Source organism: Streptomyces sp. NPDC001828, assembly GCF_042892175.1.
GTDB lineage: Bacteria > Actinomycetota > Actinomycetes > Streptomycetales > Streptomycetaceae > Streptomyces.
This window is the reverse complement of record NZ_JBIATV010000002.1, coordinates 511,314-524,354: the sequence shown is the minus strand read 5'-3', so window position 1 is coordinate 524,354 and position 13,041 is coordinate 511,314. Positions and strand designations below refer to the sequence as shown.

At 65.6% G+C, this 13,041-nt stretch carries 15 protein-coding genes and 3 tRNA genes; 3 read left to right on the top strand and 15 right to left on the bottom strand.

Going from position 1 to position 13,041, the window contains the following annotated elements; all coding sequences use genetic code 11:
- Positions 1-41: 41 nt before the first annotated feature.
- From ACFYZA_RS09240 to ACFYZA_RS09190, 11 genes are all read right to left on the bottom strand, one after another.
- Entirely contained in the window at positions 42-578 is a 537-nt protein-coding gene (locus ACFYZA_RS09240; protein ID WP_388488723.1) for a hypothetical protein, read from the bottom strand.
- Positions 579-1,254: 676 nt separating this feature from the next.
- A complete protein-coding gene (locus tag ACFYZA_RS09235; RefSeq protein WP_388488720.1) occupies positions 1,255-1,767 on the bottom strand; it encodes a hypothetical protein in 513 nt (170 codons plus the stop codon).
- 19 nt (positions 1,768-1,786) lie between these two features.
- On the bottom strand, positions 1,787-3,232 hold the full coding sequence (locus ACFYZA_RS09230; protein ID WP_388488718.1) for a ParB N-terminal domain-containing protein: 1,446 nt from the start codon (positions 3,230-3,232) through the stop codon (positions 1,787-1,789).
- A complete protein-coding gene (locus ACFYZA_RS09225; protein ID WP_388488715.1) occupies positions 3,229-3,888 on the bottom strand; it encodes a ParB/RepB/Spo0J family partition protein in 660 nt (219 codons plus the stop codon). The genes ACFYZA_RS09230 and ACFYZA_RS09225 overlap by 4 nt, the downstream gene beginning before the upstream one ends.
- 78 nt (positions 3,889-3,966) lie before the next feature.
- On the bottom strand, positions 3,967-4,155 hold the full coding sequence (locus ACFYZA_RS09220; RefSeq protein WP_388488713.1) for a hypothetical protein: 189 nt from the start codon (positions 4,153-4,155) through the stop codon (positions 3,967-3,969).
- Between the two features lie 11 nt (positions 4,156-4,166).
- Entirely contained in the window at positions 4,167-4,295 is a 129-nt protein-coding gene (locus tag ACFYZA_RS09215; RefSeq protein WP_376495034.1) for a hypothetical protein, read from the bottom strand.
- 490 nt (positions 4,296-4,785) lie between these two features.
- Positions 4,786-5,700, bottom strand: a complete 915-nt coding sequence (locus ACFYZA_RS09210; RefSeq protein ID WP_388488710.1) for a hypothetical protein — start codon at positions 5,698-5,700, stop codon at positions 4,786-4,788.
- Positions 5,701-5,717: 17 nt separating this feature from the next.
- The gene (locus tag ACFYZA_RS09205) at positions 5,718-5,969 is read right to left on the bottom strand and encodes a hypothetical protein (RefSeq protein ID WP_388488709.1); all 252 of its coding nucleotides are present in this window, start codon (positions 5,967-5,969) and stop codon (positions 5,718-5,720) included.
- Positions 5,966-6,304 (bottom strand): hypothetical protein, encoded by a 339-nt coding sequence (locus ACFYZA_RS09200; protein WP_388488708.1) that lies wholly within the window; start codon positions 6,302-6,304, stop codon positions 5,966-5,968. Before ACFYZA_RS09200 ends, ACFYZA_RS09205 begins: the two co-directional genes overlap by 4 nt.
- 59 nt (positions 6,305-6,363) lie before the next feature.
- Positions 6,364-7,521, bottom strand: a complete 1,158-nt coding sequence (locus ACFYZA_RS09195) for a ParB/RepB/Spo0J family partition protein (protein ID WP_388488705.1) — start codon at positions 7,519-7,521, stop codon at positions 6,364-6,366.
- 156 nt (positions 7,522-7,677) lie between these two features.
- A complete protein-coding gene (locus ACFYZA_RS09190; RefSeq protein ID WP_388488703.1) occupies positions 7,678-7,842 on the bottom strand; it encodes a hypothetical protein in 165 nt (54 codons plus the stop codon).
- A 346-nt stretch (positions 7,843-8,188) separates the two neighbouring features.
- On the opposite strand from ACFYZA_RS09190, the gene ACFYZA_RS09185 reads away from it, so the two are divergent.
- Both ACFYZA_RS09185 and ACFYZA_RS09180 read left to right on the top strand, forming a co-directional pair.
- Positions 8,189-8,713, top strand: coding sequence for a hypothetical protein (locus tag ACFYZA_RS09185; RefSeq protein ID WP_388488701.1), 525 nt, complete (start codon positions 8,189-8,191; stop codon positions 8,711-8,713).
- A gap of 5 nt (positions 8,714-8,718) precedes the next feature.
- Entirely contained in the window at positions 8,719-9,495 is a 777-nt protein-coding gene (locus ACFYZA_RS09180; RefSeq protein ID WP_388488699.1) for a hypothetical protein, read from the top strand.
- On the opposite strand, the gene ACFYZA_RS09175 is transcribed toward ACFYZA_RS09180, so the two are convergent.
- Positions 9,481-10,443 carry a recombinase family protein gene (locus ACFYZA_RS09175; protein ID WP_388488696.1) on the bottom strand — a complete coding sequence of 321 codons (963 nt, stop codon included), beginning with the start codon at positions 10,441-10,443 and terminating at the stop codon, positions 9,481-9,483. The two genes, ACFYZA_RS09180 and ACFYZA_RS09175, sit on opposite strands and share 15 nt — an antisense overlap.
- A 484-nt stretch (positions 10,444-10,927) precedes the next feature.
- On the opposite strand from ACFYZA_RS09175, the gene ACFYZA_RS09170 reads away from it, so the two are divergent.
- A complete protein-coding gene (locus ACFYZA_RS09170) occupies positions 10,928-12,517 on the top strand; it encodes a tyrosine-type recombinase/integrase (RefSeq protein WP_388488694.1) in 1,590 nt (529 codons plus the stop codon).
- A 123-nt stretch (positions 12,518-12,640) separates the two neighbouring features.
- Here the strand turns inward: ACFYZA_RS09170 and ACFYZA_RS09165 are convergent.
- The 3 genes from ACFYZA_RS09165 to ACFYZA_RS09155 all read right to left on the bottom strand — a co-directional run bounded on the left by ACFYZA_RS09165 (position 12,641) and on the right by ACFYZA_RS09155 (position 13,032).
- Positions 12,641-12,717 (bottom strand) — tRNA-Ile (locus ACFYZA_RS09165).
- A gap of 164 nt (positions 12,718-12,881) precedes the next feature.
- Positions 12,882-12,954: transfer RNA gene (locus ACFYZA_RS09160), tRNA-Asn, on the bottom strand.
- 5 nt (positions 12,955-12,959) lie between these two features.
- Positions 12,960-13,032, bottom strand: a tRNA-Asn gene (locus ACFYZA_RS09155).
- Positions 13,033-13,041 lie beyond the last annotated feature (9 nt).

The following is a 13,041-nucleotide window of genomic DNA, read 5'->3' as shown; positions in this document are numbered from 1 at the left end:
CGTCTTGTAGTGGGCTACGGCGCTCGCGTTGTCGCGGGGCCTCACTCGGTGTCCGGGTCGGTGAGGGCGATCAGTGCGTCGAGTTCGTCGGCGGTGACATTCTCGATCTGTACTGGCCCGCCGTCGGGGCCGGACAGCTCAGCGCGGGCGGGCATGTCTAGGCCGAGGAGCCGGGCGCGGCGTTCCATGATCCGCAGGGTTCGGTCGATGGCCGCGAGGTCCTGGTCCCGGACCGCTTTCTTGTACGCCACGAAGAACAGCCGGTCGAGCCGGTCGGCCTCCAGCGCGCGCAGCTCGTCGACGTCGTCGTTCAGCTCGGCGCGGCGGTCGGCGAGTGCCGCCCGTACGTCCCGGCAGGCGGCGTGGATCAGGGCCTCGTCGGTGGGCGGGTCCTGGTTCTTGCGGTACCGCTCGATGCCATAGCCCTGGGGGTAGGCGATGCCGTCGGAGTTGGCTGCCGGGTCGGCGGCGAGCTTGCGCGCGATGGTCAGCCAGTCGACGCCGGCGAGGCGTAGGTCGATAGCGTCCGAGCGGCGGCGGGCGATGGCCGCACGCGCGGCTTTGTCGGGGCGTCCCACGGCGGGGTTCCTCTACAGCTCGGGTGCGCCCCCGCGCCCGGGTCCATGATCGCACCGTCGACGGAATCGGCGGCCCGCTACGTCACCTGTTCCGCAGACAGGGACTCTGCGCCCCACTAGCATGTCGGCTGGAAGTCCGGGCAGTGCCCCCACAGTTGAGGGCGCGCAGTCCCGGGTGCTCCGAAAGTCCGGGCGGATCCAGCGACCTGCCCGACGCTACGGTGCACGGACAGGAGCGAACCACTTTCGACACATGCTCTGAAACCCAGAAAGGTCCTGAGTTTCTATCGCTGGTACGGAACTCAGTTCAGCCACGAGTTGTGGCCGAGCTGAGTATGCGTGCCCGCGTTCAGTTCGGCCCTGTATAGAAAGGGACCGAACGGTGGACTCCTCTGCGGTTCTTTGGATTCTTGCTTGGTCGGGCGTGATCTCGGTTTTGATCTTTGTCCTGACTGGAATCCTGGGGCAGATCATCCCCTTGATCAGGGCATGGCGCGAGCTGCGCAGCACTCTTCGGGAAGACAGCGAGCGGAACTGTTCGGCAGGCGGCGGGACGCCGCCTGCGCAGGAGGGTGTAGGTGCGCCGACCGCCGACCTGGTGCAGTGCGAACCTGCTCGATCAGCGATCGGCGTGGAGCGGCGTGGCGAGGCGGATTCGGCCGCGCCAGCGCCGCCGTCACATCAGTGACATTTGCTCGCCCTCACCTGGCTTCCTGGGCGGGATGAAATCCGGCGGCGCATCCGGCGCATTGCGGTGAGCCCGCAGCCACCAAGCGAACTGGTAGTTCCGGCAGGTGCGGTAGCGCACAGAGTTCCGGCGCGGTTCCGTTCGCGGGATGTTGTGCTCGCCCCATCCGGTAATGGGGCGAGCATTGTCGAGGTGGACGATGAGGCCGGGCACGAGGGCAGGGCCTTCCCACTCGTCGCCCGGGGCGCCCTCGAATGCCAGGTGGGCGTTCTGGCTCCAGTTCCATGGGTTGGGCAGGGCGCACAGGTACCAGGCCAGCGGAGGGTTGTCCTGCGGGAGTTCGAGGGTCTGGTGCCGTCGGCGAGCGTCGACGCGGGGACGGTCGGGCTGGCCAAAGCTGCGCAGGCAGTGCTGGTCGAGGGCGACGTGCCGAACGCCGGCCAGCCACATGATGTGATACCGACTTCGCGATTCAATTCTGATCTGTATTCGCTGCGACATGCGCTCCCCAACGGCTTCTCTAATTGGCGAGAGATTCGTTTCTCTCTACTACCAATTTTATCAAATTTCCCACCAATTCCAGATGCCTGTCGTGTCGAAAACCGTTCGGGTAGGGCATGTTGAATTCTTCTTCGAAAGCCTTCTCGTATTCCTCTTTTGGTAGCGCGATGGGGCGGCGGCACGTTGCCTTGAGGTTGGACCCGCTGAGGTCGGTTACCTTCACGTCTTTGAAGTAGCGTCGGAGCATGGGTTCCAGCGTTTCCGGCGTGTGGAAACGCAGCTTCTGCCACTTCCCCTTGACGAAGTTCATTTCCACGTTGTCGTCGTCGAGAAAGCTCATCTTCGTGGTCGCGGTTTGCGAGGTGACGCGTTTGGCCTGCTCATCTCGCAGTTCGCGAGCGAGGCTTCGCGTCCCGAGGCACACGACTCCGTCGGCCGCGCACAGGGCGTTGACGGTGGTCATCACCCAGTGCTGGTAGTCGAGGGAGGTGGTGGCGTTGATGACGGAGTCCAGGACTACGACGTCGTAGAGACCGTTGGCCCGAATGTCCGTGGCAATGTCGCGGATCATGCCGACGACGGCCCGGATGTCGACGGCGTACGAGCCGTCCCGGCACCGGTAGGGCTCGTAGTCATGGATGGTGAAGCCCTTGGCGCGCAGGTGCTTGGCGTAGTCGCCGTACCCGGCGCCGAAGTCCACGACTCGCTGTGTGGGCTTGAGCCAGGGCGTGACGAGCTGGTCCCAGGTCTCGGAGCCGTAGGCGAGCTTTCCGGCCTTGGCCTTGGAGGAGAACTTACGCAGCCGCTTGGGTTGGACGATGTGCTGATTCCAGACCGGGGCCTTGTCCTCGATGGCGCTCCAGTCGTAGACGCCGTATTCCCCGGTCAGGTCGGCGTGGAGCTGAGCGGCGTCGGCTGAGGACACGGTCCAGGCGAGGAGGTCGAAGCGCGAGAACGAGGCGACGGCGGCGTACTCGGCGTTGAGGACGATGCGCCCTTGGTCGTCGATGACGACGCTGCCCCACGGGCCGTGGCCGGCGGTCATGTGGCCGATGGCGTTGATGAAGCTGAGGTTCTTCCGTTCGGCCACGCGGATGGACTGCCACGGAATCCAGGACCACGAGCCGATCTCGCCGGGTTCGGCGTAGACGACGCTGGCCTCGGTCTCGACCCGGTTGTGCAGGAGGTTGAATTGGATCTCGTCCTGGAGCCGGACCTTTGTTCCGAGCATCACCGCGGGCGTGTGGGTCAGTCCGATGGCCTGGAGGCCTTTGGTCCTCTGGTGGCCCGCGACCAGCGTGCCGTCCGCGTTGAGGATGACCGGCTTGACGACGCCGTGGCGGCGGAGTGATGCCTGGAGCCGCACGAAGGCAGTTTCGCTGAGGCGGCGCGGGTTGTAGTCGGCGGGGCGCAGTTGGTCGAGCGGGTACGACTCGTGGAAGGTGGTGGTGGGTGCCTTGCTCATGCCGCGTCGCCCTCCTGGTGGGCTTCCTGGAGGACGTGCCAGCCGAACCCGAGGTCGCTGTTGGTGTCGTCTACGAACTTCGTGTAGATGGCGTTGAGGGCTTCGACCTCCTCGGAGGTGATGCGTACGCGCTTGGACTCCCATTGGAGGTAGCCCCACTGGAGGTAGTCCACGGTGGCCGCTGCTCCGGTGCCCGCTCCGTCGGAGGTCAGCTCCAGCGTCTCGGGCAGCGACGTGTCATCCAGGAGCCGGTCGACGCTCTCGCGGTCGTAGCCGGTGCCGACGAGATCCGGGATCTCGGAGAGGACTTCGGCGAGCAGGGCGGTGTCGTATCCCGCGAGGTCGTTGGTCCGGTTGTCGACGATGACGATGCGGGCCGCCGCGTCGTCATCAACGTCGATCCAGGTGGCCGCGATGTGTTCCCAGCCGAGCTGCTGGGCTGCGGCCACGGTGTGGTTGCCTGCCAGGATCTCGTTGGGCCGCCCCGTGTGGGTGCCCACGTTGACCACAACGGGCCGGTACTGGCCGTTGATCGTCAGCGACTCGGCGATGGCTGGGAGGTCGCCGGTGCGGGGGTTGCGGTGGTACGGGGTCAGTCCGCCGATGGGGACGGCGAGCGGCAGGAGCTGTTCGGGGATGTTGGCGAGCGCGGTCACGGGCGTCCCTTGTGTAGGCCGTTCCCCGCGCCCTACGCACGCCAACACTAGAGGATCGCGGGTGTGTTCGGCCTGGTCTCAAGAGCCGGCGGGCCTCTGTGGGGATTCGTTCTCCGCGAGCCGGGGAGTTTCTGAGGGCGCCTCCGCGTGGGTGCGGTAGTGCGTGAGTTCCGCTCGGATGCGGTCGAGTTGGTCGTCGTTGATGTTGCTGGCGGTGAGCTGGTCGATGTCGACGGGCTCACCGCCAGGGCGCTGCGCGATGCTCATGTCGCCTGACGCTAGCGGTTGTTGCAGCGGCAGATACCGGAGGGCAGGCACCAGGAGTCGCAGGCCTTGCACCACACCGCTCCTGCTATGGGCGGGATGCGTTCGCTGTCGTCTCGTCCTGTGGGGTTGTGCTCGTTCATGCGCTGGCCTTCTTCGGGGGGCGTACGTATAGGGCTTCGACGAGTTCTGCGTAATGCTTCGCGGCGTCCGGATCTGGTGTGGAGTTCTGTACCGCGTGTCGGCCTCGGCCTGTTCTTGCTGGACTAGGTCGTGTGAGCTCGGACAGCAGGTCCGGGAGTGGCCCGTACCGTTCGCGGAGCAGCTGGACGTAGAGGGTGGGGTCTGCGGCGTTGTCACCTGAGTACTGGGCGGGCATGTCGCTCCTGGTTGCACGGGGACCCGCTCCCGGGTGTATCGGGAGCGGGTCCGGTCGTGGTTGTGGATCGTGGCGGCGCTTGTTGGCTTCGCTTCGGTGCGAGCCGGTGTCTGGCGGGTAGGGCGCGGGGGATTGGCCACCCGCCAGACACCGAAGGCGCCGCATGCCACGGCTCGTTGGGAGGTGCGGTTACTCGGCTGTGGCCGCCCCTTCCAACAAAATAGACCGTACCACTGACTAGTGTTGGGATCTATTTAGCTCGATGAGTGATCTCTTCCGTCGTGCGGTGTGCCATACCCGTATCCGTCAAGTGGCGCCGTGTCGTGGCCAGTTGGCCGGTCCGTGAAGAACAGGTCCTGTTGCACTGCGCTCGGGCGATCGGTGAAGTCCTCGGGCCGCATCGCGATCTGCCGCATGCCGCGAAGGGGGGCAGCGTCGCGGACCGGGATGACCACGATCACCGTGCCGACCCCCACCGCGGGGAACGCGTCCGGGGGCAGCTCCCACATGGCTCCGCGCGCCTCCCATATGCGAGCGAGGAAGTCCTTGGTTCTGCTGTCGGTGCGGTAGGTGAGGCTGCCATACATGATCGAGACGAGGAGGCCGCCAGGCTGGACGAAGCGCAGCGCCCGCTCCACGTGCCGGATGTCCTGGCGCCCGGCGAACGGCGGGTTCATGACGACTCGCTGGTAGCGCCGCTCCACCGGCACAGTGAAGAAGTCGGCGGTCGTGACCTGGCGGGCGTAAGCGCCGGCGCGGATGTGCTCGGCGCGGGCGGCGTCGAGTTCGATGCAGTCCACGACGGCCCCGCGGGCGGCCACAGCCTCAGCGATGGCGCCATGCCCCGCCGATGGTTCCAGCACCTCGCAGGCCGGTTCGAGTTCGGCGAGGTCCAGGAGGCGTTCGACCGTGGGTGCGGGCGTCGGGAAGTACCCGCGGTCCACGTCGGTGATCGCCTCGCCGGTGGAGAGCAGCCCGGCGATGGCGTCGGCGGCATCGCCGGGGAAGATGTGAGCCTTCCGGTAGCGGTGCCAGACGCCGCCCACGGCGTGGAGGGCGAGGTTCACCCGCTCGTACAGCTTGCGGTCGAGCAGGCCATTGAGACGGAGAGCCGGGCCGTCGACCGTGGCCGCGCGGATGACGTCTAGAACGTCGGGATCTATCTTCATGGTGGAGGCTCCCAGGATCAGGCGTATTCGGTGCAGTTGGCGGCAAGCGGGTCGCCCTTGTGGTCGGCGCAGACGGCATCTCCGGTGGCCGGGTCTGTGCCGCCGTCGCACAGCTCACAGACCCAGTAGCCGCAGACGACGCAGATGGCCGAGGCGAGCTGGTTGCTGGCGGCATCCAGGTCGGCGTCACAGAGTCGGCAGACCGCGGTCGGCAGCGTGCCGTCGTCGGGCCACGTCTTGAGCCCGTTGATGCGCTCCGGCCGCTTCACGCTTCCGGCCTCTCCGTCTCGCCGGGGCCCTGAGCGCCGACGGCGAGGAGGGCCGCTTCGAGTTCGACCAGGCGCGCCGCGACCATGATGGGGAACCGGACGTAGACGGAACTGCCGCCTTGGCTGGCGAGTATGCCCGCCGCGAGGAAGGTCGCGTCGCTGGCCTTGTTCAGGGCTTCGGGGTCGTCGTCACGGCGGGCCTTGACGAGGTGCAGCGCGGCCTCCCGGATGCTCCGGGCCGCGTCGGAGTCGTACTCCTCAAGGGCGTTGGCCGTGACTGGTACTCCTTCGAAGAGGTTGCGGTTGATGTTCCGCATGGCGTGGATGTCGTTCATCACTGGGGCTCCTGGGGTGAATAGGGGCGGCCCGGGAGGGGCCGCCCCGTGTGGATGAGTCAGGCCGCGAGGGCGACGGGCTCGGGCTCGGTCTCCGCCTGGTCCTGTGCGGTCTGCTGCTCCGCGTCGCCGGCGGCCTCGGCCTGCGGGGCAGGGACGGGCCCGGTGTTCGTCACGGCACCGTCCGCCTCGGCCTCGTCGTCGGCGGCGGGCTCCAGGCGGGCCAGGGCGGCATCGGCCTCCGCGACCAGGTCGGGGGCAGCCGCCGCAGGGTTGACCATGATCTCGCTGGCGTCGGCGTGCGCCTTGGCCTGCCTCAGGTTGAAGCGGGCCTTCTGGACGAAGCCAGCGACCCTGTCCATCTGCTCCAGCCGCTTGCCCACCTGGCCCTCAAGCGCGCGGGCCAGGTCCATCGGGTCGGCCTTGCCGATGCTGTCCAGCAGCTCGCACATGCGCTCGATCTCATCCAGGTCGCTCTTGGTCTTGGCCTGAGCGCGGGTGCGCTGTGTCTTCTCCTCGGGCGTCATCTCCTCGACGTCGACCATGGAGTCCTGCTGGGCCGCCTTCTCCTGCTTGCGCATGGCGTAGGCGATGTGGACGAGCTGGTTGTCGCTCTTGTCGCCCTTCTTCCAGTCCTCGAAGACGGCCTTCTGGTTACCCTGGGACAGGGCAGCTATCTGGACGGCGGCCTGGGTGCCGATGTGCCCGAGGTCGACGGCCGTCTGGATCTCGGGCCGCAGCGCGAGGAGGGCCAGGCGCTGGTTGACGTACTGGACCGACTTGGAGAAGGTCTTCGCCACGCTGGCAGGCGTCGCGTCCTCCTCTGCATCCAGGAGCTTCTTGAAGCCGCGCGCCTCCTCCAGCGGGAGCATGTCTTGGCGGTTGAGGTTCTCGGCCATGGCCTTCGTGAAGGATTCCATGTCGCTGATCTCGACGTCCCCCTCGGTGAGGAGGATCTTCGCCTCGATGGTGATGTTGCCCGCCAGCTTGTTGGCGCGGAAGCGGCGTTCACCGGCGACCAACTCGTAACCGATGGTCGAGGACTTGCCGTTCGGCAGGGGCATCTCGTGCCTGCGGACGACGACCGGCTGGAGGAGACCGTGCTCCTTGATGGAGTTGGCCAGTTCGGTGAGCGCCTCCTCGTCGAAGACCTCGCGAGGCTGGCGGGGGTTGGGGGCGATCTGGCGCATCTTCAGGGTTGCGTACTTGTGCGGCATTTCGGACTCCAAGAGGTCGGTGGGGGCTTCTCTTTCCCCCTCCTTCTTGGTTCTATTCTATATGCATTCAGCTTGGGCGTCCACATTTTGGTGAAGTTTTCCCAGGTCAAGCAGATGGCGCGGACCCCGAGGTCCGCGCCAGTCACTTTCCTGCGATCAGTCAGCGGCCACGGCCGGGCCGCCCTCACCCTTCACCCGACGCGGGTCGACGACGGCCAGAGCCCCTAGCGCCTCGAAGGCGGCATCCTCATCGAGGGTGACCTTCTCGGCGCCCCCCGATTCCCTCAACCGGGCCAGCACGCGCTCCAGTTCGATCCCCACCCGCTCCCCTCCCACCTTGCAGTGAGTCGCCGCAGCAAACGAGCGGCGACAGCACTTAGATCCCAACACCTTCGAGCCAGTGGCACACATTGCGGGCAACCGCCACCGGCCACACCCTCGACACCCGGAGGGCGGTGGAGAGTTGGCACACTGCATGCTGGTCCAACGATCTACGCCCTACCGTTACAGATCTTGCGTCGACTGGTGACCTATTGTCAACGAACATGGACAATGCACGAGGCTGGGCCTTTCCCCAACCAGCCTTGTATGGCCAATATTCGACCCAGCCCATCTCAATCGATCAGCAGGCACGAGCCGGAGGCTCGGCCACGGAGGAAACCAGCCCATGCCGTCCGGCCTCGACGTTCCCCTCTCCAGCAAGCTGGCCTTGCTGCTTCGCAGGAAGCGCGACAGAGACGGAAAGGCCCCCAGTACGCGCGCCATCGCTGCGGCCACTGCTGCAACACCTGGCGGAAAACCGGCCCTGACGCATCAAGTTGTCAACGACCTCCTGAACGGCGCCAAGGACAATCCGAGTGTGAGCCAACTAGAAGGCCTCGCACGCGCGTTCGACGCTCCGGTAGCGTACCTACTGCCTGAGTACAACGGTCTGACCTCACTGGGGGTCTACGAGAAGCAGCCCGATGCCCGCGAGGCACTGCGTCTCATCCATGACCTAGGAGAGGCCGGCGCCGCCGAGCTCCGACAGGCAGCACGGGCGATCCGACTCCGTCACAACAAGAGCGACCTCGACATCCCCGAGGTCCCGACACTGCCGGAGACAGCGGAACCACCGCGGCCAGGTCGGCGTCGTCGCTTGAGCTTCACTGAGGCTGCCGAACGGGCTGTCTCTGATCTGGAAGGAACCTGAAAGAAATGGACGGCATCGTCTTCGGCTTGTGCGCGCTATTCGGCATAGCGGGCACCGTGCTTTCAGCACGGGAAGCCTGGCGTCAGCGCGCCCGTCAGGAGTACCGCATCGCCCGCTTCACGCGAGCAGTAGCGTTCGGCGTATGCACCATCGGCGTCATGCTCGCCGTGCCTGCTGTCGAAGACCTCTTCGAGTCTGCGACCGGCATGAACAACGCAGCCAAGCTCGGCGCCCACATCTGCGCAGTCCTGTGGTGCGGCAGCCTTCAACTGATGCTCGTCGACTGGTCGTACAACCAGGATGTACTGAAGGCCAGCCTCTACGCGCGGATCGCTCTAGCCGCGTGTGTGCTCGTCGCGATGCTGCCTCTGTTCATCGCCACCACCAGCGACAACCTCGAATTCACCACCGAGTTCGCCCAAGAACCCGGTGTCACCGTGTACCTGCTGGTTTACCTCGGATACGTCGCGATCACCTGCGGCGAGATCGCCTTCCTGTGCTTCGGAATGGGCTTGTCCACACGCAAGCGCGGCCACTCCTGGTCAGCCCGAGGCCTCACCGTGTCTGCCGTGGCCGCAGCTCTCGGCGTCGCCTATGCAGCCAGCAAGGGCTCCTACCTGGTGACGCACTACCTGCGACACCCATGGCCACTCAAGGCCGAAGAGATCATCTCGCCACTCCTGGCGGGCCTGGCCGTCGTCGCTCTCATCACCGGCCTCACGATGGCGATGGTCGGCCGGCGGATCGCCAACCGCAAGGCACTGACCTCAAGCGCCGCTTGAGGGCGCGCCGAGCTTCCGCCAGTGCAGCACAACCCGTCCGGGCTCAACAGTACGGACACCGCGAGCACTGGCGGGGAACACCTGGATCCGCTCCAAGAGCAACAGTACGAGAGCCCGCTTCGAAGCCTGCGGAGCCCTGTTCCACCACCTGACCAAATCCTTGGCACTACCCAAGGAGAAGTTGGCCATCTGCTCCGCGTAACGGAGCTTTGCGCGGGCTTCCTTGAGGTTCGTCACGATCTCTGCGTCAGCCGTCACGAACGCCGTCTTGCTGATCTGACGGCTGCCGTAGAGCTTCGCCGACTCCTTCTGCCGCTGCTCCAGGCCCGCAATCGCTGTCTTCAGCTCCTCGACCTGCCGCGTGACTGCCGCCTGAGCCTTCAGGATCTGCGCTCGGACGCCGGGCTTGAGAAGTTCAGCCACGACATACTCACCCACGTGGTTCTCAAGAAGCTCCGCATCAATGCGGACCTCCCCGCATCCACCGCGCCCCAGTTTGTCCTTGGGGCGGCACCGGTACCCAGGGGACCCGGCGTTGGTCCGCGCGCCACTCAGGTACTGCTTGCACCCCCCGCACTCGCAGGCACCGTCGTTCAGCAGGTAGTCGAAAGCCGGGACAGCATCAGCTGTCCTGCGGCCCTGCTCGCGCTCGGCCAGGGCAACGAACTCTTCCGGGGTGATGGCGCCTGGATGCCCCGCATCCACCAGTTCCCCGTTCTCGTCGTGCATCAGCCCGGCGATCGCAGGATTGCGGAACAACCGTCCAACGGACGCGTCCTTCCACTCTCCACCCAGAGTGCCCCGATACCCCTGCTCGTTCGCCCAAATGGCGACATCCGCGTTGGACTGATCCGCCAGGGCCCGGCTCACCATCTCCCGAAGCGGGCCGACTTCATCGTCACGTAGCCGACGACGCGACTGGTCGTCGAAACCGTAGAGCCGTGGCATGCGGTCCCGTCCGTTCTCTCTCAGGTGCTCCGTAGCCTGCCCGATCCTAAGCGCGCCCGACATGCGGCCATGCCCGGTTCGGCCAGATCTCCCAGGAGCTGACCAGCTACGACGTCGGAGGAGCCACCTCCAGCACCCGCCACAGTGCAGCGGTAGGGATCTTCACCGTGCCACCCAACGTGAGCGGCTGCACAGGGAAGGCCCCCGTCTTGATCAAGCCGTAAGCCTTGTGCACGCCAATGCCCAAGGCTCGCGCTGCCGTCGACACGTTCACCGTCGGCGGTAGCGCCAGGAGTTCCTCCAGGGTCATCGCTGCGGCCCTGTCAGTAGCTACAGATGCTTCGTTCACAGTCATCCCGTTGTCGCGATCTCCCCCGCGCCAACATGCTTTAAGGATACGCCAACACTGGAGTGTTGGGGCAAGATGGAGCATCGGTTCGACAAAGAACGACACACAAGTTCCACAGCCGAGACCATGAAGGGGATGTTCGTGTTCAACCCCAGCTACTACCGGCAATGCGCCTGCCGCGAGCCCGTGATCGGAGACAACGGTGTCCCGATGCTCAACAGCAACGGCACCCCGAAGCGGCGCCTGCTCGGTGCTCGCTGCCCCAAGCTCCAACGGAAGGGCCACGGCCGCTGGTACTTCTACTTCGAGCTCGAGGCGGGCGAGGGTGGCGAGCGTCAGCGCGTGCGCCGCGGCGGCTTCCCGACGAAGGACGCAGCGAAAGACAAGGCGGCCGAGATCTACCGCGACGCCGTCAAGGGCACGGACGTGCTCAGCAACGCCACCGTGAAGGAAGACCTGGACGCCTGGCTCAAGAGAAAGCGGAGCCTGGCTCGCACGACCTTCCATGGGTACGAGGAGCACGTCCGGCTATACCTAGAACCCCACCTGGGACATATCAAGCGACGAGACCTCAAACTGCGGCACATAGAAGCGATGTTCGACGCGATCGAGCGGGAGAACGCCGAGCGGCTGATCCACCACGCTCGAATAGTCGAGTTGCGGGAGGCTCGCGACACCGCCCACACGGCATGGGTCCGCGTAGCCGGGAAGGCGGCAGCGCGCCGAGCTGCACGCCGCGCCTACCTCGACGCCAACGCCGCCCTGCGTGAGGGCCGCAGGGGCAAGCGAAAGATCACCAGCGCCGCCACGATGCACCGCATCAACGCCACCCTCAGCTCGTTCCTGGGGACTGGCATCAAGCGCGGCGACTACACAACCAACTGGGCCCGAATGGTCGAGTTGCCGCCTATCAAGCGGCCTAAGGCACTCGTCTGGACACCGGAACGAGTCGCAGAGTGGAAGCGCACCGGCCTAAAGCCCAGCCCCGTAATGGTCTGGACGCCGGAGCAGACCGGCGAGTTCTTGGACTTCGTCGCCGACGACAGGTTGTGCGGCATGTGGCACGGTTTCATCTTCCGGGGCCCTCGTCGCGGTGAGATGTGCGCACTGCCTTGGACTGAGGTCAGCCTGACCGGCTCCTGGTTCCGTATCTCTGCACAGATCGTCGAGATCGCCTATCGGATGTACGACGAGGCTCCGAAGCAGGACAGCGTACGCACGGTCATGCTCGACGCTCTGACACTCGCTCTGTGGGTCGCATGGCACGAGACCCAGGAACGCGAACGTCAGCTGTGGTCCGGCGAGAAGGCCTGGGTTGAAAGCAATCGGGTCTGGACCCACGAGAACGGCGAACCACTCCACCCCGACTGGGTCAGCCGGCGTTTCAACCGTCTCGTCGAACTCTCTGGGCTTCCTCCGGTCCGCCTGCACGACACCCGGCATCTGTCAGCGACGCTGGCTCTGCTCGGTGGAGCGGACATCAAGGTCGTCCAGGAGCGGCTGGGGCACAGCTCCCGCCAGATCACTTCAGACACCTACACCAGCGTCCTACCGCAGCTCCTGACCGCCGAGGCGGAGACCACGAGCGCGGTTGTACCCCGCTCGAAGAAGGACAGTGCCCGGCCGGAAAAGCCGAAGCAGTCGGAGAAGCTGGGCGAGGCGCCGGCGACTCGTGTGGACGCCGAGGGCGATGAGCCGGACGGGGGATGTCGTCACGCCTCATGACCTGCGTCCCAGCTTTGTCCCAACACACGTGATTGCATGATCACGGTAGGCCGCCATGTTCCTCGCGACCTGACGCCTGACCAGACAAACACCTGGTCAGAACGTTTCTGCTTTGCCACCTACTGGTGGGGCGGGTGGGACTCGAACCCACGGCCGACGGATTATGAGTCCGCTGCTCTAACCGGCTGAGCTACCGCCCCTAACGGCGCGTCGCGCACATTTGTGCGCGCCGTCTGCCGCAGCATAGCCGCTCATACGATCTCCTGCCTCGGATGGTCGGCATCGCATGCCCATGAGGACTTCGCGGGGATGTCCGTGGTTCCACCGGATACGAAAAAGGACCCCGTAGGGTCCGTTTCCGCTGCTCTCCCGACTGGACTCGAACCAGTAACCTGCCGGTTAACAGCCGGCTGCTCTGCCAATTGAGCTACAGGAGATCGAGCTCCCCCGACTGGACTCGAACCAGTAACCTGCCGATTAACAGTCGGCTGCTCTGCCAATTGAGCTACAGGGGAATGCCTCGT